At 55.4% G+C, this 25,407-nt stretch carries 20 protein-coding genes; 7 read left to right on the plus strand and 13 right to left on the minus strand.

The window, feature by feature from the left end:
* Positions 1–50 precede the first annotated feature (50 nt).
* From QOT07_RS24050 to QOT07_RS24080, 7 genes are all read right to left on the minus strand, one after another.
* Entirely contained in the window at positions 51–1,328 is a 1,278-nt protein-coding gene (locus QOT07_RS24050; protein ID WP_283604074.1) for a TRAP transporter large permease, read from the minus strand.
* Positions 1,325–1,795: a TRAP transporter small permease gene (locus tag QOT07_RS24055; RefSeq protein ID WP_085119929.1), complete on the minus strand. Its 471-nt coding sequence runs from the start codon at positions 1,793–1,795 to the stop codon at positions 1,325–1,327. Before QOT07_RS24055 ends, QOT07_RS24050 begins: the two co-directional genes overlap by 4 nt.
* A 54-nt stretch (positions 1,796–1,849) precedes the next feature.
* A complete protein-coding gene (locus tag QOT07_RS24060; protein ID WP_430523287.1) occupies positions 1,850–2,836 on the minus strand; it encodes a C4-dicarboxylate TRAP transporter substrate-binding protein in 987 nt (328 codons plus the stop codon).
* 46 nt (positions 2,837–2,882) lie between these two features.
* Entirely contained in the window at positions 2,883–3,896 is a 1,014-nt protein-coding gene (locus tag QOT07_RS24065; protein WP_283604076.1) for a zinc-binding alcohol dehydrogenase family protein, read from the minus strand.
* A gap of 1 nt (position 3,897) precedes the next feature.
* Positions 3,898–4,671: an SDR family NAD(P)-dependent oxidoreductase gene (locus QOT07_RS24070; protein ID WP_283604077.1), complete on the minus strand. Its 774-nt coding sequence runs from the start codon at positions 4,669–4,671 to the stop codon at positions 3,898–3,900.
* 10 nt (positions 4,672–4,681) lie between these two features.
* On the minus strand, positions 4,682–5,758 hold the full coding sequence (locus QOT07_RS24075; protein ID WP_283604078.1) for a mandelate racemase/muconate lactonizing enzyme family protein: 1,077 nt from the start codon (positions 5,756–5,758) through the stop codon (positions 4,682–4,684).
* 232 nt (positions 5,759–5,990) lie between these two features.
* Positions 5,991–7,436 (minus strand): amidase, encoded by a 1,446-nt coding sequence (locus tag QOT07_RS24080; RefSeq protein WP_283604079.1) that lies wholly within the window; start codon positions 7,434–7,436, stop codon positions 5,991–5,993.
* A gap of 105 nt (positions 7,437–7,541) precedes the next feature.
* Between QOT07_RS24080 and QOT07_RS24085 the strand changes: the two genes are divergently transcribed.
* A complete protein-coding gene (locus tag QOT07_RS24085; protein ID WP_261418170.1) occupies positions 7,542–8,453 on the plus strand; it encodes a LysR family transcriptional regulator in 912 nt (303 codons plus the stop codon).
* On the opposite strand, the gene QOT07_RS24090 is transcribed toward QOT07_RS24085, so the two are convergent.
* Entirely contained in the window at positions 8,454–8,858 is a 405-nt protein-coding gene (locus QOT07_RS24090) for an ASCH domain-containing protein (protein WP_207979801.1), read from the minus strand.
* Positions 8,859–8,993: 135 nt separating this feature from the next.
* Between QOT07_RS24090 and QOT07_RS24095 the strand changes: the two genes are divergently transcribed.
* From QOT07_RS24095 to QOT07_RS24110, 4 genes are all read left to right on the plus strand, one after another.
* Positions 8,994–9,836, plus strand: a complete 843-nt coding sequence (locus tag QOT07_RS24095; protein ID WP_099063426.1) for a 23S rRNA (adenine(2030)-N(6))-methyltransferase RlmJ — start codon at positions 8,994–8,996, stop codon at positions 9,834–9,836.
* Positions 9,837–9,965: 129 nt separating this feature from the next.
* Positions 9,966–11,318 (plus strand): glutathione-disulfide reductase, encoded by a 1,353-nt coding sequence (gorA, locus tag QOT07_RS24100; protein ID WP_283604081.1) that lies wholly within the window; start codon positions 9,966–9,968, stop codon positions 11,316–11,318.
* Positions 11,319–11,476: 158 nt separating this feature from the next.
* Entirely contained in the window at positions 11,477–11,971 is a 495-nt protein-coding gene (locus tag QOT07_RS24105) for a putative pterin-binding protein (protein WP_099063409.1), read from the plus strand.
* Positions 11,968–13,752 (plus strand): ATP-binding response regulator, encoded by a 1,785-nt coding sequence (locus QOT07_RS24110; RefSeq protein WP_283604083.1) that lies wholly within the window; start codon positions 11,968–11,970, stop codon positions 13,750–13,752. Before QOT07_RS24105 ends, QOT07_RS24110 begins: the two co-directional genes overlap by 4 nt.
* On the opposite strand, the gene QOT07_RS24115 is transcribed toward QOT07_RS24110, so the two are convergent.
* The 4 genes from QOT07_RS24115 to QOT07_RS24130 form a co-directional block, all read right to left on the minus strand.
* Positions 13,742–14,593, minus strand: coding sequence for a helix-turn-helix domain-containing protein (locus tag QOT07_RS24115; protein ID WP_099063407.1), 852 nt, complete (start codon positions 14,591–14,593; stop codon positions 13,742–13,744). The genes QOT07_RS24110 and QOT07_RS24115 overlap by 11 nt on opposite strands.
* A gap of 474 nt (positions 14,594–15,067) precedes the next feature.
* A complete protein-coding gene (locus tag QOT07_RS24120) occupies positions 15,068–18,163 on the minus strand; it encodes an autotransporter outer membrane beta-barrel domain-containing protein (protein WP_283604085.1) in 3,096 nt (1,031 codons plus the stop codon).
* Between the two features lie 68 nt (positions 18,164–18,231).
* The gene (locus tag QOT07_RS24125; RefSeq protein ID WP_283604087.1) at positions 18,232–21,333 is read right to left on the minus strand and encodes an autotransporter outer membrane beta-barrel domain-containing protein; all 3,102 of its coding nucleotides are present in this window, start codon (positions 21,331–21,333) and stop codon (positions 18,232–18,234) included.
* A 407-nt stretch (positions 21,334–21,740) separates the two neighbouring features.
* Complete coding sequence (locus tag QOT07_RS24130) at positions 21,741–22,376, minus strand: TetR/AcrR family transcriptional regulator (protein ID WP_283604088.1); 636 nt, start codon at positions 22,374–22,376, stop codon at positions 21,741–21,743.
* A 326-nt stretch (positions 22,377–22,702) separates the two neighbouring features.
* Between QOT07_RS24130 and QOT07_RS24135 the strand changes: the two genes are divergently transcribed.
* Positions 22,703–23,920, plus strand: a complete 1,218-nt coding sequence (locus tag QOT07_RS24135; protein ID WP_099065461.1) for a Tm-1-like ATP-binding domain-containing protein — start codon at positions 22,703–22,705, stop codon at positions 23,918–23,920.
* A gap of 12 nt (positions 23,921–23,932) precedes the next feature.
* Positions 23,933–24,766: a phosphoenolpyruvate hydrolase family protein gene (locus QOT07_RS24140; RefSeq protein WP_129937315.1), complete on the plus strand. Its 834-nt coding sequence runs from the start codon at positions 23,933–23,935 to the stop codon at positions 24,764–24,766.
* Positions 24,767–24,891: 125 nt separating this feature from the next.
* Here QOT07_RS24140 and spy read toward each other — a convergent pair whose 3' ends face one another.
* Positions 24,892–25,392: an ATP-independent periplasmic protein-refolding chaperone Spy gene (spy, locus tag QOT07_RS24145; RefSeq protein ID WP_283604091.1), complete on the minus strand. Its 501-nt coding sequence runs from the start codon at positions 25,390–25,392 to the stop codon at positions 24,892–24,894.
* Between the last annotated feature and the right edge of the window lie 15 nt (positions 25,393–25,407).

Raw genomic sequence — 25,407 nt, forward strand, 5'->3', positions numbered from 1 at the left:
CATCTCATGCGTGGTATTTCTGAAATAGTATTCTCCCACTGATTACAAAGCTATAGCCCCGGTAAAAAGGTCGAAACCGCCGGTACCAGCGTCACCAGCAGCAATACCGCCAGCAATGCCAATAACATCGGCCAGACCTCTTTGATAAATGCAGAAACCGGGGTACCGGTAATCGAATTGGCAATAAACATAATGGTGCCCATCGGCGGTGTCAGACTGCCAATCGCCAGGTTAAGAATGATCAGAATGCCGAATTGGATAGGGTCGATCCCCAGAGCCTTCACCGTTGGCATCAGCAGCGGGACCAACACGATAATCGCCGCATTGCCTTCAATAAACATCCCCAGCACCAGTAAAAACAGGTTGAGTACCAGCAGGAACAACAACGGGTTATCAGACAGTGACGTAATCATCTCCGCGACCGTCTGGGCGGTTCTTTCCCAACTCAGTATCCAGGCGAATGCGGAGCAGGCCATAATAATGAGCATAATACCCGCTGTGGAAGATACCGTATCCAACAGGGCCTCACCGATGTCGGCCACCTTCATCTCACGGGTGAAAAACAGGCCAATGCCAATGGCAAATACCACCGCAATCGCCCCCGCTTCGGTCGGCGTAAAAGCGCCGATGCGGATCCCGCCGATAATCACCAACACCAAAATAAGCGCCGGCATCGCCTGCCACAGCGCTTGCCCAAACTCGCGCCAACTCGGTGTGGCGGTATTGCCGGCCTGATAATTGCGCCGCCGTGAAAGATGACGGATCGTCAGCATCAGCGCCGCACAGCACAATATTCCCGGCACGATGCCCGCCAGAAACATTTTGCCGATCGACACATCCGCCACATAACCATAGATAATCAAGGCAATGCCCGGCGGGATGATCGGCGTGATCAACGAGCCCGCCGCCGTCACCACCGTTGCAAAACTCTTGCTGTAGCCTTTGCGCGTCATTTCCGGCACCAGCATTTTGCACAGCATGGCACAGTCCGCCAGACTGGAAGCCGAAAGGCCGCCCATCAGGGTACTGAGTAGCACATTGGCCTGCGCCAGTCCGCCGTAAAACTTGCGCGTCAATAACTCCGCCAGCGTCAACATTCTTCGGGTAATGCCGGTGTAATTCAACAGATTGCCCAGCAAAATAAAGAACGGGATCGCCAACAGCGTGGTGTTCTCACTGGCCCCGACGATCCTTTGTGCCGCAATGATCGGCGAGGGATCGCCCGCGAGGAAAAACCAGCTCAGTACCGCGAGGATCACACTGATGAATATCGGTAATTTGCTGATAAAACCCAGCAGTAAAATGATGCAGGAGATCGCTACCGTCATGATGATTCCTCCATACGTTTGTCGCGATAACAGAGGTTGACGACCAATTGCAGCACCATCAGCAATGACCCTACCGGGATCGCCATATCGATCCAGCGGTAACGAATACCGAGGATCGGGGTGATCTTTTCCCCCGCCCCTTCGGCCAGCAGCAAACCGAGCCAGGCAAACGACAGCAAGACAATCATGCTCAACGCATCGTTCCAATAAAGCATCAATCGGCGGGCACCTGCGGGCAACAGATTGACAAAAACATCAATGCCGACGTGCTTGCGCCGCTTCATGGCGCTGACCGCCCCCAGCATGATGGCCCACAGATAGAGCGCTAATTGCAGCTCTTCCACCCAGGGTAATGGCGCATGCACCAGGTAACGCATCACTACCGCCAGTACCGTCACCGCCACAATCGCAGTCAACACCAGGCAGGCGAGAATATCGTCAAGATTAACCAGTAATTTACGTATCATGATTTTCACTCCCCCGGTGCAATGCAGCGGAAGTTATCGAGGAATGGCAGATAATTACTCTAAGTAACCTTGCAGTTTTTCATATAACCCCGGAGTCCATTCCGGGAATTGCTGATAGGCCGACTTTGACGCCTGCCGGAATAATTCCCGGTCAACCTCAATCACCGTCACGCCTGCCGCTTTCATTTTTTCCCGGTCTTGGCGGTCAGCCTTAATAATTAACTGAGTCATATAATTACCCGCTTCCTCACAAGATAGCGTTAACGCTTTTTTAATATCATCAGGAAGTTGGCTGTAATATTTCTGACCAATAATCAGTTGGGTGACATTATCAATATGCCCGGTCATGATCAGGTACCTGGCCGGCTCAAAAAGTTTTTGGCCGTACAGCACCGGGATCGGGTTTTCCGCGCCGTCGATCACACCGGTAGTCAGCGCGGTATACACTTCACCCAATGGCATTGGGGTTGGCGTCGCGCCCATCGCCTTGATGGCTTCAATAAAGATACGGCTGTTGGCGACGCGGATTTTCACGCCTTTCAGGTCCGCCGGGGTATGGATGGGTTTGTTCACCACCATCTGGCGGATACCGTACAGCCAGTTAGCCGCAAGGATATGAAACCCTTTGTCGTCCAATTGACGTGACAAATCAGCAAACCAGGGCGTTTTGGTCAGGGTGAAAATATCGTTGTAATCGCGCCCCAGATACGGCCCCATCATAATGCCGAAATCAGGCAGATAGTCGGCAAAGAACGCCCCATCTGCCAGGGTGATCATCGCGCTACCCAGCTTGATTTGCTCCATCACGTCTTTTTTTGATCCCAATGAGGAACTGGGGAACAAGACCAATTCCCCCTGACCGTTAGTTTTTTGTTTAAAAAGTTCGGCCCATTTCTTTACCGCCAAATCAAAAGGTTCACCCGGGTTATTTTCATAAGAAACCCGTATAGTATATTTAGCTGAAATTGATTCCGTGCTGAAAACAAACAAAGAAAATAATGCGCAGGTCACTATGACCCACCGCTTAAGTTGTCCTTTCATAATAATTATCTCCAGTTCAATTATTCAGGTAACCGACTGCTGACGCTTAAAATAGAATGACCGACTTCACATTGCCTGGCTGATTGAGTTGTTCAAATTGAAATTGGTCTAATTCAGTGAAGGATATTTCACGGGTACAGAGTTTTTCCGGGTTGATTTTTCCCTGCTGCAATAAAGTGATGACCTTGATGAAATCTTCGCGATCCGCTGCACGGCTGCCGAGCAGATCCAGTTCCCGCTTATGGAAAGCCAGGTCATTAAAGCGCACCTCGCCGGTATGCAGGCCGACAAATACCAGCGTTCCGCCCGCCGCGATCCGCTCGACCTGGCGGTTCATTGAAGCAGGGTTACCCGTCGCATCAATGACGATCTGGGGACCATCCCCCTGGGTTAGCACCAGCAATTGTCGCTCAAAATCGCTATCCAATGGATTTAATACGTGAGCAAAACCATAGTGTTCTGCAGCAAAGGCCTGACGCTGTTGATCGGCTTCAGCCACTATCACTTCGGCCCCCAGGCTACGCCCGATATCCGCAACGCCTAACCCGATAGCCCCCGCCCCCACCACCAACAAGCTCACTCCCTGAGTCACTCCACTACGCCGTACCGCATGGGCAGCAATGGCATAAGGCTCAATTAACGCCGCCTGAAGATGAGAGATTCCCGTGACCGCCACCAGAGCATCCTCAGCCACCGTGACATATTCCTGCATCGCTCCGGTGCGATGGATCCCCATCACTGACAAAGAAGTACAGCACGTGGTGCGTCCGCGCCGACAGGCCACGCACCGCCCACAATGGCGATAGGGGATCACCACCACCTGTTGGCCAGGGTGATAGCGCGTGGCATCTTGCCCGCAGGCCACCACTTCAGCGCTGATTTCATGCCCCAGCACCGCCGGGTACTGCATCATCGGCTGACGGCCATGGAAAGCGTGAATATCCGAACCGCACATGCCCAGGGCGCACATTTTCAGCAACACTTCTGCGGCAGCCGGTTGCGGTATTGGCAGGCGCTGTTGGCTCAGTTGACCCGGTTTGACGCACACTAATACCTTCATGTCAGAAGCCATAGCTCAGCGCCCCCCCATCCACGGCAAAATCCTGCCCGGTGATGTAACGCGACGCCTCGCTGACCAAAAACCACACCATGGCACCCAGTTCTTCACGCGGGTGGCCATAACGGTGTAGCGGCATCCGATTGATAATACGTTCCAGCCTCTGCGGATCGGCAACTACCTGCGTCATATTGGTCTGGATCCAGCCCGGTGCCACCGAATTGACGCGGATGTTTTCCTGCGCCCATTCCACAGCCAATCCACGCGTCATGCCGGTGACCGCAGCCTTGGTCGAGCAATAAGGCACTACCTCGCTAAAGCCCAGATGCGCCGCCATTGAGGAAATGTTGACGATGCGGCCAATATGCGCCGAGCGGGTCAAATGCGGAAAGCAAAGCTGCGACAAAAAGAACACCGCATCAACGTTAATCTGGTGGATTTTTCGCCACCAGGCTTCATCAACCTGTTCGGCGCGCACACGCTTGGTAATGCCTGCATTGTTAATCAGGAAGTCGATCGCCCCTTCTGCCGCGACCCTATTGACGGCGGCCTGCAATTGTTCGCGATCGGTAATATCCACTTGTATATCAATCACTCTGGGGTTCAATTCATAGTCAATGCCGGTGGCCTGCGTGGCCTCCAGACTGAAGTTGAACACCCGTGCCCCGGCATCCGCCAGCAGATGAGCAATGCCGCGACCAATACCGGATGATGCTCCGGTAACAATGCCGGTCCGGCCCTGTAATGAAAAATACTGATTTAAAACGTCCTGTTTCATCGCCCTGTCCCTATTTGATTTCTGTCAGAGATGCCGGGTTAAAGTTAAAACCCCAGCCTGCACCCGAACGCGGAAAGGCGTAGCCGCCATCAATGACCATCGGGTTATCGATAATGCTGTCGATCCAGTCGAAAGACTCCGCACCGTAAGGATTGGGGATAGTGCACAACAGCGGCACGTCATAATCCTTGTAGTAATGCGGCAATACCGGCAGGTGATGGGCATGTGCCAGCATCGCCGACTCACGCCAGGGTTCAACGCCACCGATGCGGATCAGATCCGGTTGCCACAGATCAAGCGCATTACGGGCGATCAAAGCCTTGAGCGGTTCCATGTCATATTCCCGTTCACCCATGGCCAGCGCGATGCCGGTTTTCTGGCGCAACTGCTGATAGCCGTCGAAATCGGTATGCACCAAAGGTTCTTCGAACCAGTGAATGCCGATGTCTGCCGCCTGTGTCGATAACTTCAGCGCGTCCGGCAAGGACATCCCCTGATTGGCATCCATCATGATTTTCATCCCAGAGCCCACGGCTTCCCGCACTTTGCGCAAACGCATAATGTCCTGCTCGACTTCCGGCGAACCCACTTTGATCTTCACCGCCTGCAAGCCGCGCGCCTGGTATTCCAGTACTTCTTCCAGCAGTTCGGCTTCGCTATAGGACAACCAACCACCACTGCCATACACCGGCACGCGATCGACGGTGTTACCCAACATCTTCCAGATCGGCTGTTGCAGGGTCTTGCCCCAGGCGTCCCACATCGCGACATTGAGCGTTGCCGCCGCCCACTTCTGTAAGCCGTTGTGACCGAAGTATTCGTGCTCTGCCGCCACTTCTTGCAGGAATTTTCCGGTCTGCCAGCAGTGGTAACCCACGGCAAACTGCTGGAGATCTTTCATTGCACCGGCAATCGCCTCCGGCGAATAGTGGAACGAAAGCAAATACCCTTCCCCAGTGATGCCACTGGCCAGCACGACTTCGGCTACCACAAAGGAAATTTCATTGATGTAATGCGTGGAATCCGCGATAGGGCGGGATAAAGGCGAGACGGCTCGATAGAGATTGACCTGTTTTATTTTGTCCATTTTGCATACTCCAAAGTCGGTTAATGAATTAAAAACCTATTAAAACAAACGACTAAGTGACTTCATTGTCTGTGATCCCTGATGCAAAGCAACGATACACCGATATATTGGTTGATGCAAAAACAAACAACTCTAAAAGAGATCCCGTTAACAAATACTCTTGGCAGGCAGGGGAAGATAAGGCCGTACCTCGAGCCGGCCCATAGCCATTGAGAGAAGACAGGTAACCTAACTAGCGCGATGCACTCCCCGCCCAAATAGCAGGACGTCGCTGCTGCCAGGGCGCAGCCCGCTCCAGTTGACCCGCCAGTTGCAATAGCAGATCTTCACGGCCAAAACCGGCAACAAATTGCATACCTATCGGCAGGTTATGCTGCGGATCCTGCGCCAATGGCACCGACATCGCCGGCACGCCCGCCACGTTAAATACCGGCGTAAACGGCGAGTGATCGAATAAATGCGCTGTCCATTCCAGGCCGCTCATATCCGCCGTCCCTGTGCCGTAACGGCCAATGCGCCAGGGTAAATCGGGCAGGGTCGGGGTCAGCAGCAGGTCATACTGCTGGAAATAGGCAGCCACCGCGCGGGTCACCCGATTACGCACATCAAGTGCCGCGACCATATCCACCGCCCTGGCAGCCAGCCCGTAGCGGTAACAGGCCAGCGTTTCCGGCTCCAGCGTTTCGGTTGAGATCGGCCGCCCGGTTGCCTGACTCAGGCCATCCACCCAGCCGACCAGGTTGGCACACCAGATTTGCGCATTGGCGAACACCAGTTCTTGCCAACTGGCGCCGATCGCCATCTCAGCCTCGCTAACCTGATGGCCCAATTCACTCAGCAGCACGGCAGTATCGGCCGTGGCCTGGGCGATGTGCGGATCGGTTTTCCCGCCGTTCCACGCCTGAGTCATCATGCCGATACGCAGACGGCCGGGTTCTGACGTGACCTGTGACAGCCAGGTCTGTGCCGGTGGTGTGGTGTAATAAGGTTCGCCGGGATGTGGGTGCTGAAGGGCATCCAGCAAGGCCGCGCTGTCGCGTACCGTACGACTCAGCCCCAGTTGCACGCCAAAGCCGTTGAAGACTTCGTCCATCGCCGGTCCATGTGATACCCGCCCGCGCGTCGGTTTGAGGCCGAACAGTCCATTCGACGAGGCGGGCACGCGGATCGAACCGGCGGCATCCGTAGCGTGAGCGATAGGCACAATTCCGGCAGCCACTGCCGCACCGGCACCGCCGCTGGACCCTCCGGCGCTAAAATCCGGATTCCAGGGGTTACGCGTCGCGCCGTAAAGCACCGCTTCGGTGGTGGTGCTGAAGGCCATCTCCGGCGTGGTGGTACGGCCGAAGGTGACCAGCCCGGCGCGACGAATATTGCTCATAAGATAACTGTCCGTCGCCGCGATATGGCCCTGTGCCAACCGGCTACCCAGTTCCTGACGCTTACCGGCCATGCTGATGGCGATATCCTTGATCAGGAAAGGCACGCCAGACAGTGAGCCTTCACCCTCCGGTGGTGGCGGCGTCCAATGTTCCACCACCGCATTAATCGCCGGGTTCACCGCCTCAACCGCGGCCTGCGCCGTCTGTTGCAGCTCCTGCGCACTGACTTCGCCGCGCTGCACCAGTTCGGCCAGCCCCAACGCATCGTAGCTAACGTACTCGCTCAGTTTCATCATCTCGTCCTTATCCGTTGCAGTTTCACCGGCTTTTCCGGCGTCCGTTCCACGGTAGGAGGATTGGAGCTATAGTTGAAATTGATAGATTTAATACGAGGAATAGTTATCAACAATTTAAAGCGGGTCGATCTCAATTTGCTGGTCACGCTGGAAGCGCTGCTCAGCGAGCGTAACGTCACGCGGGCGGCGGCCCGTCTTAATCTGAGCCAACCTTCGGTCAGTATCCAGCTCGCCAAACTGCGTGAGATTTACCACGATCCCCTGCTGCTACCCGGCCCACGTGGCATGTTGCCCACGGCGCGCGCACTCGGCCTGCTGACGCCACTGCGCCAGACGCTGGCCGACCTTGGTCGTTTGGTGGCGCCGGAACATCCCTTTGATCCACTGCAGGCCGAAATGACCTGGCAGTTGGCCGCCGCCGACGCGGCTGAATATGCCATTCTGCTGCCGATGTTGCCCAAACTGCGGCTGGCAGCGCCCAAATCCCGTCTGGCGATCCGCGAAGCGTCGCCCAAAACCATGAGTCGTGATTTGGCCGACGGCGTGATCGACCTGGGTTTTCTGGCCCGTGAAGAAGCGCCAGCCGGGCTACGTCACCGCCAGTTATTTCACGAGAACTACCTGCTGGTGGGCCGCCGTGACCACCCGTTATTACAGACCCCTCCTTCACTGGAGCAGTTCTGCCAGCTGGAATTTGTGATGGTTTCACAGGACGGCGGCGGTTTTCGTACCCTGACCGACACGTTGCTGGAGGCGCAGGGGTTGGCACGGCGGGTAGTGATGTCGCTGCCGCACTTCCTGTTCATTCCCACGCTGCTGGCAAAATCCGATCTGGTGGCCATGCTGCCTTCACGCATGCTGGGTGAACTGCTGGGCAGCCTGCGCACCTGCCCGGTGCCGCTGGCGCTGCCAGGCTATGACATGGTGATGGTATGGCATGAACGTTCGCACCTCGATCCGGCCCATAGCTGGTTGCGGGAACAGGTGGTTGCTGCGCTAGAGCAACCTGCCGCGTAACTAGAGGACCTCAACCAGGGCAAACTCTTCAAATACCAGCCACATTTGCGGCGAAAAGGTACCTTCGCGAGTAAAAAATGCCTGATGTTCCTCGCGCCAGAAGGCCAGGCTCTTATCCCCCTCGCCTTCCAGCGCGGCCATCTCGGTGGTGACGTCACAGTAACGAGTCAGCTTCAGTGAAAGCGTTCTGATGACGCAGGCGGGTTCACCCCGGCCATTAAGGATCACGTTATAATCCCCAACCAGCGGTGATTTCGCTTGTTGATAGGCGACATAGGAACCACAGGTTGCGGTTTTGTCGCCGTCGAGCACCCGTTGCAACAGCTCATCCGCCAGCGCCGGGCTGTCGCCAAATTGCCAGCGCGATGCGCCGGGATAGTTAGCCAGAATAGCCGACTCGGTCATTGTCCTGCTCCTTGATAGAGGGTCTGTGGTAACGCATTCCGGTTTTTCCCGCCCAGACAGTTTATACTGTGCAGAATATAAGCCTTTATTCTGTTCAGCACGCTCCGTCGGGAGCACAAGGAATTACCACAAGCCATGTTAAGTTACCGCCACAGTTTCCACGCCGGCAACCACGCCGACGTGCTCAAGCACACCGTTCAAAGCCTGATCATTGAATCGCTGAAAGAAAAAGACAAGCCGTTCCTGTACCTGGATACCCACTCCGGCGCAGGGCGCTATCAGCTGAGCGGTGAACACGCCGAGCGCACCGGGGAATACCTGGAAGGCATAGGCCTGCTGTGGCAACGTGACGATCTGCCGGAAGAACTGGCGGCCTACATGAGCGTAGTGCACAACTTTAACCGCGGCGAAAGACTGCGTTACTACCCTGGCTCGCCGCTGATTGCCCGCCAACTGCTGCGTCCGCAGGATAAAATTCACCTGACCGAACTGCACCCGAGCGACTTCCCGTTGCTGCGTAATGAGTTCCAGAAGGACGAGCGCGCCAAGGTGCAGCGCGCCGACGGCTACCAGCAGTTGAAATCCCAATTGCCGCCACTTTCACGCCGCGGGCTGATCCTGATGGATCCGCCGTACGAAATGAAAACCGATTACCAGGATGTGGTCAAAGGCCTGCAGGAAGGCTACAAGCGCTTTGCTACCGGCACTTACGCGCTGTGGTATCCCGTGGTGATGCGCCAGCAGATCAAGCGCATGCTGAAAGAGCTGGAAGCCACCGGCATCCGCAATATTCTGCAGATCGAACTGGCGGTCAGACCCGACAGCGACCAGCGCGGCATGACGGCCTCCGGCATGATCGTGATTAATCCGCCGTGGAAGCTGGAACAGCAGATGAAAAACGTGCTGCCGTGGCTGCACAAAATCCTGGTGCCGTCGGGCAATGGTCACCAGTTGGTGAACTGGGTAGTGCCGGAATAAGCTTCCGGGGCGCGGCCCGCCGCGCCTTTACCCCACCTATCACAGCCATCGACGCAATCTTTGCGACAAACCTGCATCAGGCGTTAAACTCTTACGCTCTTCGATTCACACAATTCATGGAAATCCCAGATGACCAAACATTACGATTATCTAGCAATTGGCGGCGGCAGCGGCGGCATCGCATCGATCAACCGGGCAGCCATGTACGGCCAGAAATGCGCACTGATTGAAGCCAAGGAACTGGGCGGCACCTGCGTCAACGTGGGTTGTGTACCGAAAAAAGTTATGTGGCACGCGGCGCAGATCGCCGAGGCTATTCACTTGTACGGCCCGGATTACGGTTTCGATACCACCGTCAATGCGTTTGACTGGAAAAAGCTGGTGGCTAACCGCACCGCCTATATCGACCGCATCCATAATTCCTACGACAACGTGCTGGGCAAAAACAAAGTCGACGTGATCAAAGGTTTTGCGCGCTTTATCGACGCCCATACGGTGGAAGTGAACGGTGAGAAAATCACTGCCGACCATATTCTGATCGCCACCGGCGGACGCCCAAGCCACCCGGACATTCCGGGTGCAGAATACGGCATCGATTCCGACGGTTTCTTCGATCTGGACGCCATGCCAAAACGCGTTGCCATCGTAGGCGCGGGCTATATCGCGGTAGAAATCGCCGGTGTGCTGAACGCGTTGGGTGCCGAAACGCACCTGTTCGTGCGTAAACACGCGCCGCTGCGCAGCTTCGATCCGATGATTGTCGAAACCCTGGTGGAAGTGATGAACACCGAAGGGCCAAGCCTGCACACCGACTCGGTACCGAAGGCCATCGTCAAGAACGCCGACGGCAGCCTGACGCTGCAGTTGGAAAACGGCAAGGAATTCATCGTCGACAGCCTGGTGTGGGCGATTGGCCGCGAACCGGCGACCGATAACCTGAATCTGGCCGTGACCGGGGTGAAAACCAACGAAAATGGCTACATCGACGTCGATAAATACCAGAACACCAACGTAGCAGGCATTTACGCGGTGGGTGATAACACCGGTGCCGTTGAACTGACCCCGGTTGCCGTGGCCGCCGGTCGTCGCCTGTCCGAGCGCCTGTTCAACAACAAACCGGAAGAGCACCTGGATTACAGCAACATCGCTACCGTGGTGTTCAGCCACCCGCCAATCGGCACTATCGGCCTGAGCGAACCGGAAGCCATCGAGAAATTCGGGGCGGACAGCGTGAAAGTGTATAAATCTTCATTTACCGCCATGTACAGCGCCGTGACGCAGCACCGTCAGCCATGCCGTATGAAACTGGTGTGTGTAGGTAAAGAAGAGAAGATTGTTGGCCTGCACGGTATCGGCTTCGGCATGGACGAGATCCTGCAGGGCTTCGCCGTGGCAATCAAGATGGGCGCCACCAAGAAAGACTTCGACAACACCGTGGCGATCCACCCGACCGCCGCCGAAGAGTTTGTCACCATGCGCTAAGCGCGAAAATCAGCGCAAACCGAGGCCAGGGCAATCCCTGGCCTTTTCTTTTCGTGCTCTTTACCATTCCCTTCAACACAAATTTTTATTTTCTGCCATTATTTTGCCTGATCAATGAGCGGAGCTCATGCAAGCATCCGCGACTCTGGAGAACACCGATGCTGTTCAAGCTATTTAAAAACATCACGTTGGCTTTTTTTGCGTTGATGGTCGTCCAATCCAGTGCGCTGAGTTTTACTCTGGAAGTCTCGGGCAACATCAAAAACACCACCGACCCGGTAAAGAAAAGCTATCTGTTTACCGATAAACAACTGTTGGCAATGCCGGTGCAGAGCATCACCACCTCAACCTCCTGGACGCCGCAAAGAAAGTTCGAAGGGATTGCTGTGGCGGACATTTTGGCGCGTGTGGGCGCCAAAGGCAGCACGCTGACGTTTTATGCGCTGAACGATTATTACATCGATGTGCCGCTGTCCGACGTCGAAAAATACAATATGATTTTGGCCTACAAGATGGACGGCGTAATGCTGAAGGTCAGAAACTTCGGACCGCTATTTTTGGTTTATCCCAGGGATGCCGCAGGGCCTGAGTTGAATTCCCCGCTCTACAACTCACGCTTTATCTGGCAAGTGGACAGGATTGTGATCAAATGAAGCTCACAGGGTTTAAAAACAGCAGCAGGCTGGCGATCCCGGCGATTTTTGCCGCCTTGTTTCTGGTAGCCTCGACGGTAACGCTGTATTACTACAGCGCGACCCTGTCAAAGAAAGGGTTGTATGCTATTGCCGGCACTCAGGAAAATTACTCCTGGTCGATCGCCAAATTCTCCATCAAGCTGGCCGAGTTTGATACGCTGGTCGAACAGCTGAAAAATGCACCGCAGGTGGATGCCGAGGATCTGCGGCTTAAATTTGAAATCCTTTATTCCCGTTTTTACGTGCTGGAAACGGTGTCAGAATCCACCCAGCCACTGTACGCCGAACCGGATTATCCCGAAGTGGTCGCACATATGCGGGCGAAAATGGATCAGATTGATACTCTGCTGAACAGCCCAAAGATTGATTTCTCGTTGATTTCGCAGGCCATGCGGCAGATCAAGCCTTACGCAATTGAGATGGCCAACCTGACCGACCACGCCGAAGTGAAGCAACGCACCGCCGCCTACGAAGACTATATCGAAAAACGACATATCATTTTTTACGGTCTGGTGATCGTGATGTTCTCGGTGATCGCCTTGATTGCCATCACTCTGATTGTGCTACGTCAACAACGCCTGACCATCCGCCAACAGGCCAAGGCAATTGAGGCGGAGAAAGCCACCCGCACCAAAAATGCCTTTCTGGGGGCTATCGGTCATGAGTTACGCACCTCGCTGCAGAGCATTATGTCCGCCATTGATGTGCTGGTGAATACCAAGGTGTCAACGGAGCATGCAGATACCTTCCAGCGGCTGGAAACCGCCGCCCAGCAAATTGAAAGCCAAATGAAAGATCTGACCGATTATGCCCATCTGGACAGCGGTATGATGGAACTGCGCATTGCCTCCTTCGACGTCCAACGGCTGGTCGAGGAAACGGCTAACGAAATCAATATGCTGCGCCAGAAAGATCAGGTGACGCTGCTGTGTGAGGTGGAGTGCGGTCATCTGCAGATACATTCTGACCCGCTGCGCATCAGGCAGATTATCGTCAACCTGCTGACCAACGCGTTCAAGTACACCGAAAGCGGTACCATCACGCTGTACAGCAGCCTGCGACGCCAGCCGACCGGCAATTCGTTGATTATTGAGGTTACCGACACCGGCATCGGAATCGAAAAAGAGATGCTTGACCAGATATTCCGGCCTTTCACCCAGTTGGACCAATCCCATACCCGGCAGTATGGCGGCGTCGGGATGGGGTTGGCGATTGTGCATGGGCTGGTCACGCTGCTCGACGGCAGCATTACCGTCTACAGCGATATCAAAAAAGGCAGTACCTTTATCGTCAGTATTCCGGTCGAGGTCAGCGACGATCAACCACTGGACGAAATACCGCACCACCACCAGGGTCTGCTGCGCAAACAGCAGCATGTTTTGGTGGTTGATGACAACAAATCGGTGAGTGACGCTTTCGCTGCGCTATTGGACAAACTCGGCTATCAATATGAACTGTGCAACTCGTCGGAACGGGCGCTACAAAAGCTGCTCAGGCGCCCTTACGACGCATTGCTGCTGGACTTGCAAATGCCCGGCATTGACGGTGCCGCGCTGGCGAAACAACTGCGTAGCCAGCGGGGTCCCAATCGCCAAATCCCGATTGTCGGCATCAGCGCTTATAGCCCGGAACAGCTGGCTGCCGAGCAGCGGGCGCTGTTCGACAACTATTTAATGAAGCCGGTGCGGTTGGACGCCTTGTCATCCGCACTGGCCTCACTGCTGATCGCTAAAGGTTAAAACACCGCAGCAGCGCGGCTTCGATCACATGGAGCCGTACTGGCTTTTCATAAGGACCCAGCACGTCATAATCACGCATCGCCCTGGCGATTTCAGACTCACGCTGATCGGTGCCCAGTTGGCCGGTCAGCACCAGGACTGGCGCATCCGGGTTGTCTGAAGCGCGGATGGTTTCAATGCATTGGTCTGCCGTTTCCTGGCCGATCAGCCAGTCGACCACATAACCGTCGAACAGGCTCTGCTGCAACGCCAGGCAAAAACTGCTGACGTCATAAAACGCCACCGCATGGAAACCCCGCCCGTTCAGGTATTTTGTCAGTTCATCGGCCGCCTGATGTGAATCATCCAGGACCGCAATGCTCAAACGCTCGTCTTCGACGGCTGCTGGGCGAACCTCGATCAGTTCCACGCTGTAACGCTGGCCCTGCGGCGCATCATCCGCACGATAAACACACCATTGCCCTGCCTGTTGCAGCGCGACATATTCCGACGTCCTTCCGCCAACCAGCTCATGGCCGATATAGCCGACACAGGCTAACTCCGCACCGCCGACGTAAAAGATGGCATCTCGTGCAATAGTTTGCGCGGAGATGTCATTTTCAGTACCGAGATCCACGATCGCTGACGGCGTCTCCCCTAATGCCGCCGCAACGTTGTTAATCTGCTCCAGAGTCCAGGGACTTTGCCCCTTCAGCTTACGGTGCGCATGCGAAAAACTCAGATCCAGAATACGGCTGAGCTCTTTAGCATGCTGACGCTTGCCAATCCCATAATGTACAAACAGTTCCCTGACCCGGTTTGCAATCGACTGTGAATCGAATTTTTGGTGATTGTTATCCATTTTTTCCTTCGATTTTTTTTGCTGTTTTTTCAGTCGTTTTCATACTTGCCGTGCAAAAAAGCGATCCAAAACTGGTATATCATACAATGTACAATCTAAACATTGCTTGACATACCACATTATATAGTCAAACATGGTATCAGAAGAGACACACAGCAACACCACAATAAAAATATAACAATAGTAAGAACGCATCACCAATAATCACAATGACACCAGGGAAAGCTCGTTTCGATTACGGCGCAGAGAGAATGTATGCAACAGACCCTCGCCGTAAATGGGCCGTAAGCGCTAAACTGTTTTACCGCGTTTTGAACCGGGATCCGCAAGGGTCCCGTTTTTTTTGTCGTTTTTACCGCAAAGCGGCGTGATACATCATACGTGCTCCCTCCGTCATCACCCCGTTAAAATCCAAAAAAATAGGGCCAGCAAGCTGACCCCAGGGTTTCAGTAACAGGATTTAAGTTCGTTGGATCAGAACTTCCAGGTGAAACCGGCGTTGACGCTGTTGTCCTGGTAGTTTTGCGACAGCAGGCCGCCGTAACCCAGTGACAGCGTGGCATTCTTGTTCACCGCCACCTCTGCACTGGCTTTCAGCACCGCACCGTCACGCGAGGCCGACACGCTGTTCACCACGAAAGGCGAGTTGCCACCGTTGAAGCGCAGCCCGGTGCCGCGATCCAAATCGCCGTACTGATGCTGCCAGCCCAACTCGCTGCGCAGCGCCACCGAAGTGGTTTTGCTCGCCTGCCACTGGGTATCAGCTCGCAGCCCCAGCGTCGACACCGTGGCGTCGGTGTGCTGTTTGTCGCCGTGCAGCGCCGCTGCCCCGCCATCTTCCGAGATACCGTTGTTCTGGAAGTTGATGTACGCCAGGTTGGCGAACGGCTCCAGATTGACCCAGTCAGCCTTCACGCTGTAACCCGCCTCGGCGAACACCTGCTCGGTGCGCGCGCTGTATTTCGCGGTTTCGCGATCTGATTGCATGCCGTAATTGACCGAGCGCGAGGTATCGAAACGGTGCCAGGTGTAGCCACCGCCGGCACGCAGCGCCAGCTCACCGAACTGTTTGCCGCCGTACACCGCCAGGTGGTAGTTGTCGCTGTCGGCATTCGAGCCATAGCCACCGTCCAGCGAAGTGCGGGTGTAACCGGTCGCCACGCCCAGGCGCCAGTCATCCGCCAATGCCGAGTCCAGCCCCACCAGCACGCCGTAGGTCGAAGCCTGATAGCCCGTCGCATTGGCATCGCCCGACGCATGATCCCAGGCACCCAGCAACTGCGCCCAGGCACCGCCGTCATCGTCAGCCTTGATGTCCGGCGAGGTCGCCAGCCCTTCCGCCTGCCGCAGGCGGCCATTCAGCGCATCACGCAGGTAACGGCTGTCGTTGACCTGTGCCGAAGCGATATCCGCGTGGATCTGCCCGGACAACTGACGGAACGCCTGACGGGCTTCCCCTGTAGATCCCGCATTGAGGATGCTCTCGTACACCGGATTGCCCGCCGCCAATGCCTCTGCCGCTGCTGCGACCGCACGTTCGTTCTGGGTTGCTGCCACGCTGGTGAAGCTGGTGTCGTTACGACCGACGTTCAACGTGACCTGATTGGGTTGGTAAGTCAGCCCGGTGCCGAGGAACAGGTAGTTCGGTGCTACCGAATCAAACTGCCCGCTGATGCCCTGCTGGGCGGTCAGGATGTTGTACTGCTGGCCGAGCAGGCTGCGGACTTCGCTTTGCGACAGCAGGTTAGTGCTGTTCTCCAGCGAGACCGCCACTTCACCCCCGCCGATCGTCGCCGATCCGTTGCTTTGGATCCGATCGCTCTGGCCGTTGGGGGCTACTTCCACCGCGTAACGGGAACCCGGCTCGAAACTGACGTTACGAGCCACATTCAGCGTGCCGATTGAATTGCCCGGTGCCACGGTACCGCCGCTGCGGGCGGTCAGTGATCCCACCGTCCCGGAGCCGCCCAACACACCGGCATTTTGCACCGTGACGTCCGAAGTGACCGAGCCATTCACCGCCAGCAAGCCTGTGTTCACCCAGGTCGGGCCGGAGTAGGTATTGTTGCCGGTCAGCACCAACGCACCCTGGCCTTCTTTGGTCAAACCACCATGGCCGTAGATGTCATTGGAATAGACCTCTACCGAACAGTGGTAGTCATCACAAGTGCGAGCCTGCAGCGTGCCTGGATCGATTTCAGCTCCGAAGCCAGGAATGTTGGCGACAAACTGTGACGAGCCATAAGCCACGCCCGTCGGATCCGGAATGCGGAACTCTTCAGGAATGTCTTCGACGGTATAGAACATGCCCGGACCGTTAATCGCCTTGCCCAGGTTGATCATCCCCCAGCCGTACAGCGCATCAATACCCGGTGCACCCATATCGGTAGCGGTAGTTTTCAGCACGTCGGCAATTTGCGCCGACGTCATGTACGGGAAGCGTTGCAGCAACACGGCGACCGCGCCGGTCACGTGCGGCGTCGCCATTGAGGTCCCATTTTTATTGCCGTAGTCCGAGACCAGCTGATTCGGGTCTGAACCGTTGGCAACGGTGCTGTAGATTTTACTGCCCGGTGACGAGACACAGAAACTGGCGGTATAGCCGCAGCGGGAAGAGAAGCTGCTGATGGTATAAGGCACGCTGTTGGTGGAGGCATCATCTTGCGCAACGCTGGCAACCGACAACCAGTTAGGCGCAATATCCGGTACAAAATAGGCCAATCCACTGATCACGTCCGGTTGGTTGTAGTTGCCGTCATTACCGGCGGCGAACAGCACCAGAATATTTTTACGTGCCGCATCGATCGCGCCCTGATAACCGGCCCCCGCCAAACTGCCCAGCAGCGGTTTCACCTGATCAAACTGCTCCTGTGCGTCTTTCAGCTCGAAATGCAGTGCATCGGGTTTTTTGCCATTATCCGACAGGAAATCGGGAATACTGACGCCCCAACTGTTATTGATGACCCGCACGCCGTTGTTGATCATCGCCTGCCAACCCGCGTTGGTCACGCTGCCGTCCAGCCCGAGGAATTCGCCATACGCCGGGCCGTCATTGTCGTTATCAACGCTGATGATTTGTGAGTCAAAAGCCACACCATGCATGCCGGTGCCGTCACGATTGGCCCCGCTGATACCGGCCACGTGGACGCCGTGGTTACTTAGCGTCGCACCGTTATAGAAATGGAAGGTGCCGTCGAAGTAAAAACGATCGCCGGCCTTAATATCTGTCCGATGCGGATCGGTATAGGCACGATTGCCCTGGGTAACCACATTCACCAGTTTGCCGTCACCGGCAAATTCAGGGTGCTTGTTCACCGGAGTATCGAAAATGCCCACCTTTTGCCCTTTACCGGTATAACCCGCGGCATAGGCCTCATCGGCGTGAATAGCCCCCAACCCCCAGTTGGCATTGAATTCATTACTGCGCCAGCTTGACGGATCGCCTATCTTGCCGCCTTCCGTATAGGGTGCGGCCTGTACGCCACCTGCCGCCAACAACGCGCACAGCAAGGCGTTCAATTTCCATGTTGGCGCCAATGCCGGTTTGTTCTTTCCTGTCGCTTGCTTCATTCCCTTATCCTTTTTGTTTTAGTCAAACCGCCCCCCGAAGAGGCGGCTTGTCCCTCAGTTTTTTAAGATCAGAAATTCCAGGTGAAACCGGCGTTAACGCTGTTGTCCTGGTAGTTTTGCGACAGCAGGCCACCGTAGCCCAGTGACAGTGTGGCATTCTTGTTCACCGCCACCTCTGCACTGGCCTTCAACACCGCACCGTCACGCGAGGCCGACACGCTGTTCACCACGAACGGCGAGTTGCCACCGTTGAAACGCAGCCCGGTGCCGCGATCCAAATCGCCGTACTGATGCTGCCAGCCCAGCTCGCTGCGCAGCGCCACCGAAGTGGTTTTGCTCGCCTGCCACTGGGTATCAGCTCGCAGCCCCAGCGTCGATACCGTGGCGTCGGTGTGCTGTTTGTCGCCGTGCAGCGCCGCTGCCCCGCCATCTTCCGAGATACCGTTGTTCTGGAAGTTGATGTACGCCAGGTTGGCGAACGGCTCCAGATTGACCCAGTCAGCCTTCACGCTGTAACCCGCCTCGGCGAACACCTGCTCGGTGCGCGCGCTGTATTTCGCGGTTTCGCGATCTGATTGCATGCCGTAATTGACCGAACGCGAGGTATCGAAACGGTGCCAGGTGTAGCCACCACCGGCACGCAGCGCCAGTTCACCGAACTGTTTGCCGCCGTACACCGCCAGGTGGTAGTTGTCGCTGTCGGCATTCGAGCCGTAGCCGCCGTCCAGCGAAGTGCGGGTGTAACCGGTTGCCACACCCAGGCGCCAGTCATCCGCCAATGCCGAGTCCAGCCCCACCAGCACGCCATAGGTCGAGGCCTGATAGCCCGTCGCATTGGCATCGCCCGACGCATGATCCCAGGCACCCAGCAACTGCGCCCAGGCACCGCCGTCATCGTCAGCCTTGATGTCCGGCGAGGTCGCCAGCCCTTCCGCCTGCCGCAGACGGCCGTTCAGCGCATCACGCAGGTAACGGCTGTCGTTGACCTGTGCCGAGGCGATATCCGCGTGGATCTGCCCGGACAACTGACGGAACGCCTGACGGGCTTCCCCTGCCGAACCGGCATTGAGGATGCTCTCGTACACCGGATTGCCCGCCGCCAATGCATCTGCCGCTGCCGCCACCGCACGCTCGTTCTGGGTTGCTGCCACGCTGGCGAAACTGGTGGCGTTACGACCAACGTTCAGCGTGACCTGATTCGGTTGGTAAGTCAGCCCGGTACCGAGGAACAGGTAGTTCGGTGCTACCGAATCAAACTGCCCGCTGATGCCCTGCTGGGCGGTCAGGATGTTGTACTGCTGGCCGAGCAGGCTGCGAACTTCGCTTTGCGACAGCAGATTAGTGCTGTTCTCCAGCGAGACCGCCACTTCGCCCCCGCCGATCGTCGCCGATCCGTTGCTTTGGATCCGATCGCTCTGGCCGTTGGGGGCCACTTCCACCGCGTAACGGGAACCCGGCTCGAAACTGACGTTACGAGCCACATTCAGCGTGCCGATCGAGTTACCCGGCGCCACGGTACCGCCGCTGCGGGCGGTCAGTGAGCCCACAGTACCGGAGCCACCCAGCACACCGGCGTTTTGCACCGTGACGTCCGAAGTGACCGAGCCGTTAATCGCCAGCAGGCCCTGATTGATCAATGTCGGCCCCGCGTAACTGTTATTGCCGGTCAGTACCAATGTGCCGATGCCCTGTTTGGTCAGGCCGCCGTGGCCGGAAATGTTGTTGCTCCAGACATCCAACCCGCAATGCGTATCGTCACACACGCGTTCGGTCGGTTTGCCCTTGTCCAGCACCGCGCCGACGCCCGGTAAATTCACCACAAACTGTTCCGGGCCGTAGGCACCGCTAACACGGAACTCCTCAGGAATATCTTGTTCGGTGACAAACATGCCCGGGCCGTTAATCGCCTTGCCCAGATCGATCATCCCCCAGCCATATAGCGCATCGATACCCGGAGCGCCCATATCAACGGTGGTGGTCTTCAGCACCGAGGCAACCTGTGCGCCGGTCATGTACGGGAAGCGCTCCATCAGCACCGCAATGCTGCCTGCCACGTGCGGCGCCGCCATTGAAGTCCCGCTGTATTTGGCGTAACCGGTGGTCAGGTTATCTACGCTGTTGCCTTCGATGATCGAGCTGTACACCTTGGTCCCCGGTGCGGCAACGCAGAAGCTGGCGGTATAACCGCAGCGTGAGGAGAAAGTGCTGATGCTGTAATCGCCGGTGTTGCTCGGATCCTGCAGGCTGGCGACCGACAGCCAATTGGGGGCGATTTCCGGCACGAAATAGGCCAGACCGGCCATGGCGTCCGGGTTATTCAGGTTGTAATCGTTACCGGCGGCAAAAATGGTAACGATGCCGCTACGTGCCGCATCGATCGCGCCCTGATAAGCGCCACCGGCTTTGGTGCCAAGGATCTGTTTGATTTGATCGAACTGCTTTTGCGCATCGGCGAGCGTGAAGTGGGGATAGGCAGGATCCTTGCCGCCCTGATCAAACTTCTCAGTGATGCCGATGCCCCAACTGTTATTGATAATGCGCGCGCCACTGGCGATCAACGCATCCCAGCCAGCCTGGTACACCGCGCCATCATTACCGAGAATGATGCCGTCTTCCGGGCCCGGATCGCCGTTTTCCGCGCTGATGATTTGTGCATTGAACGCCACGCCGTGCATCTCGCCACCATCGCGGTTGCCGGCAGCGATGCCGCCCACATGGGTACCGTGTGAACCCAGCGTGCCGTCGGAGTCCACACTCGGCGTGCCGTCATAGCGGAATACGTCGCCTTTTTTCACCGGAATATAGGGATCGGTGTATTCGCGGATGCCGGTCGTCACCAGATTGATCACTTTGCCCTGGCTGGCAAACTCCGGGTGTTTGGCATACACCGGCTGATCGAAAATGCCGAGTTTTACGCCTTTCCCGCTATAACCGGCGGCGTAGGCCTGATCGGCGTGGATCGCCCCCAGGCCCCATTCGGCGTTGAATTCATTACTACGCCAACTTGAAGGATCACCCGGCTTACCGCTCTCTACATAAGGTGCAGCCTGCGCTCCACCGATCGCCGCCAGGCAAAAAAGCACAGCACTCCACTGTGCGCGATTAACACCAATTTCAGGCCAGCCGAAGGCCGCCTGAACAGGCTTGACTCCTTTACGTCTATTTTCCATCCCAGATACCGTCCATTGTTGTTTGCAAATGTCTTATTGATTTTTTTGTGTAACAGTTTCGTAACACCAAATAAATAAAGCACAACAATCTCAAGCGCGCCTAATGGGTCAAGGCGCTGGATGATCTAAACGGGAGCCTGAGGATCGAGTAAAAAGGGGGAAAGACATAAGGATCTTCGATGGCTTTAAGCCAGCGAGAAGCGTGAATTTATCGTGCTGAGGATGAAATATAATCAAATGATAAATAAGGATAATAGAAACAAAAAAGGCCGCATGGGTATCTCCCCTGCGGCCTGTTCAACAATGCTTAAGATGCTCTTTTTATCAATTTTAATTATAACTATTGCCAATACTCACTCAGTGAAATGTGCTGGTTTTCGCCGAGAATGGCAGTAAAAATTGGACTATCATGCTAGCGGTTTTCTGCTGTTCATCGCATCTTCCTCGGCCTGACGAATTATGGCTTTCGCCATCCACTGCGTCACATCCTGAATACCACCGAGATCCAGACCCCAAATATCTTTCAGGACCAGGAAAACTTCCGAACCATAGATCAGCGAAAAAGAATGAATCACCCGCTGTAACGCCTCGGGCGGCAGTTTATCCTGCAACGGTTCTACTGCCAGGTTCAGCAGGCGTTTGCGGTTGCCGCGGACGAACTTTTCAATCGGTTTAATGGTGCTGGATTGTGCCTCGGCCCATTGCTGAAGAGACAACAGCAATGCAGCGCGCAAAGCCCCCTCATGTTGTTCCATTTGCGGATAAGCAAAGCTCAATAATTGTTGGATGCGTGTCCCAGCGTCATGGTCTGTCGGTTGCCATTCAAGAATGGGCCCCAAACTCTCGGCAACCACCGCAGTGATCAATGCACTCTGGGTGGGAAAGTAGCGATAAGCCGTCGCACGGGAAACTTGCGCATGCTGAGCCAATTCAGTAATGGAAGGAAAGGCCCCAGCATCAAACAATACCATCGCGCTAGCGAGCAACAGCTTGCGAGTTCTGGCTCGGGTATGGGTCAAATCTTGGGGTAGGGTTAATGGCACAGCGGACCTCTTTCTCACCAATATAACGCAGGCCAGAACAAGAGCTCAGGCGAATATACCCACTGTAACAAACTTGCCGGACTCTGCGCTATCCAGGAGAAGACGCAAATCTGTCCTTTCACTTATTGAATGAGACATCAATCTCATTTTCATACCAAACCCACTTGCATAAATGATACGACAGTCTCATTATGATGTTGAATTCACCGACTACGCTCAGCAACCTTAGTCAGCACCAGGGATTCAATTTATATAACTAATTAAATTATAATAAAATTAGTAAAAAGCGTGGCGGCCATCCGGACCTATAATTCAGGAACAGGCTAATGAACAATAATCAGGCAATCATCTATATTGCGACGACAGCGGACACTAAAGGACGAGAACTAGCTTATGTTCGCAGCCTGATCGCTGATACTGGACTACCCACGCTAACCGTCGACTTATCGACTCATCATGTCCCGGCCTGCCACCCTGCCGATATTTCCGCAGCCACGGTTGCAAGCTATCATCCTGAAGGCGAGAGCGCCGTATTTTGTGGCGATCGCGGGAGAGCCATTGCCGCCATGGCCATTGCTTTCGAGCGATTTATGCTCTCACGGCAGGACGTTGCAGCCTTGCTTGGCCTCGGGGGCTCCGGCGGCACCGCATTGATTACGCCCGCCATGCAGCAATTACCCATTGGCCTGCCAAAGTTGATGGTGTCGACCATGGCTTCCGGTGACACCTCCGGCTATGTCGGCGCCAGTGATATAGGCATGTTGTATTCGGTTACCGACGTCGCCGGGCTCAACCGTATTTCCCGCCTCGTTTTAGGTAACGCCGCACATCAAATTGCCGGTGCCGTTCGATTTGCTACGCCGGTTGATACCGACAGTAAACCCGCCGTTGGACTTACCATGTTCGGCGTCACGACTCCCTGTATTCAGGCGGTGACTGCGGCAATTGAAAATGAGTGGGATTGCCTGGTATTTCATGCGACAGGCAGCGGTGGCCAGGCGATGGAAAAACTGGTCGACAGCCATCTGCTGAACGGGGTGTTCGATTTAACCACCACCGAGGTCTGTGACCATCTGTTTGGCGGCGTGCTGGCCTGCACAGAAGATCGCTTCGACGCGATAGCCCGTACCGGCATTCCCTGTGTCATGTCCTGCGGTGCTCTGGATATGATCAACTTTGGTCATCCCGGTACCATTCCTGATCACTACGCTGAACGCCAGTTCTACAACCATAATGCCCAGGTGACGCTAATGCGCACTACGCCAGAAGAAAATGCCCAAATGGGCCGCTGGATCGGTGAAAAGTTGAACGCATGCGCAGGGGAGATTCGCTTCCTGATCCCTGAAGGAGGTGTTTCAGCACTTGATGCCCCAGGGCAAGCCTTTTGGGATCCTGAGGCGCTGGCCGCCTTCGTCAGCGCACTGGAAGCAACCTGGCAGCCCACAGAGAAACAGAGTCTGATCAAGACCCCTTACAACATCAACGATCCCCGCTTTGCCGACACCGCCGTGCTGCATTTCCGGGAGATCTCTCATTCTTTTTGATTGGAGTTACACATGGCCAAACACACTCGACAGGCATTACTGACCAAATTCAGGGGAATGATTGCCCGCCGCGAACCGATCATCGGTGGCGGTGCCGGCACCGGCCTATCGGCCAAGTGTGAAGAGGCTGGTGGTATTGATCTGATCGTCATTTACAACTCGGGCCGCTACCGTATGGCTGGCCGCGGTTCCCTGGCTGGCCTATTGGCTTACGGTAATGCCAACGAAATCGTGATGGACATGGCCAAAGAAGTCTTGCCGGTAGTTAAGCACACCCCGGTTTTAGCTGGGGTAAACGGCACCGATCCTTTTTGCCACTTTGATAAGTTTCTTGATGAAATTAAAAGCACGGGCTTCGCTGGTGTACAAAACTTCCCGACGGTGGGCCTGATTGACGGCAACTTCCGCGCCAATCTGGAAGAAACCGGAATGGGCTATGCGCTGGAAGTGGATATGATTCGGCTAGCGCATGAAAAAGACCTGCTGACCACCCCCTACGTTTTTAATGCGCAAGACGCGATCGCAATGACCGAAGCAGGTGCAGATATCATCGTCCCGCACATGGGGCTGACAACCGGTGGGAGCATTGGCGCAGAAACGGCGCTGACACTGGCTGATTGCGTATCTCTGATTAACGAATGGGCCCAGGCCGCCAAGCAGGTTCGCGAAGACGTCATCGTCCTGTGTCACGGGGGCCCAATAGCCACGCCTGAAGACGCTTCCTATATCATGCAGCACTGCCCGTTAGTTGATGGTTTCTATGGTGCCAGTTCGATGGAACGCCTACCTACGGAGCTCGCTTTAACCGAGACTACTCGTCAATTTAAAAAAATTAACAGAGATTGATGGGAAAATAGCTTACTCGCGCGCAACACCAGGGAAACCCGTTTTTAACGGGAAGTGAAGTAGCAGTGAGATAAGCAAAAGGGCCAGAGATTAATCTGGCCCTTTTTATTTACCACATGAAATTATTACTGTGCAGTCGTCATTTTCGACTTCATGTTTTTCATGTGTTCCATCATTTTCTGTTCGCGTTTCTGATAATTCTCATTGTATTGTTTTTTCTGCTCAGGGGTCAGCAGGTTATACATTTTATTTTCAGCTTTGGCGCGCTCCAGCATATGTTCGGACTGCGCTTTGCTGATGGCGTCAATTTGGGTTTTCGCTTTGGCTTCATCGAAGCTGTCGGAAGCCACCATGCTATGCAGCGCCTGGCGCTCATCTTTGGTCCCTTCGCCGCGCTTCTGGTGTGTTTCTTTCATGATATCGCGCATTTGCTGGCGCTGCTGCTCGGTCAGGTTCAGGCCGGCAAACGGGCCACCTTTACCTTCGCCTTTGTGGTGCATCATTTTCATGTTCATCGGTGTGGCATCTGTAGTGACCGGCGCCGCCGTAGTATCGGCTGCGAAAGCCATAGAAGCAGAACCCAGAGCCAGAGTAGAAGCGACAAATAAAGCGGTCAGTTTACGCATAATCATTTCCTTAAA

Source organism: Serratia proteamaculans, assembly GCF_949794035.1.
GTDB lineage: Bacteria > Pseudomonadota > Gammaproteobacteria > Enterobacterales > Enterobacteriaceae > Serratia > Serratia proteamaculans.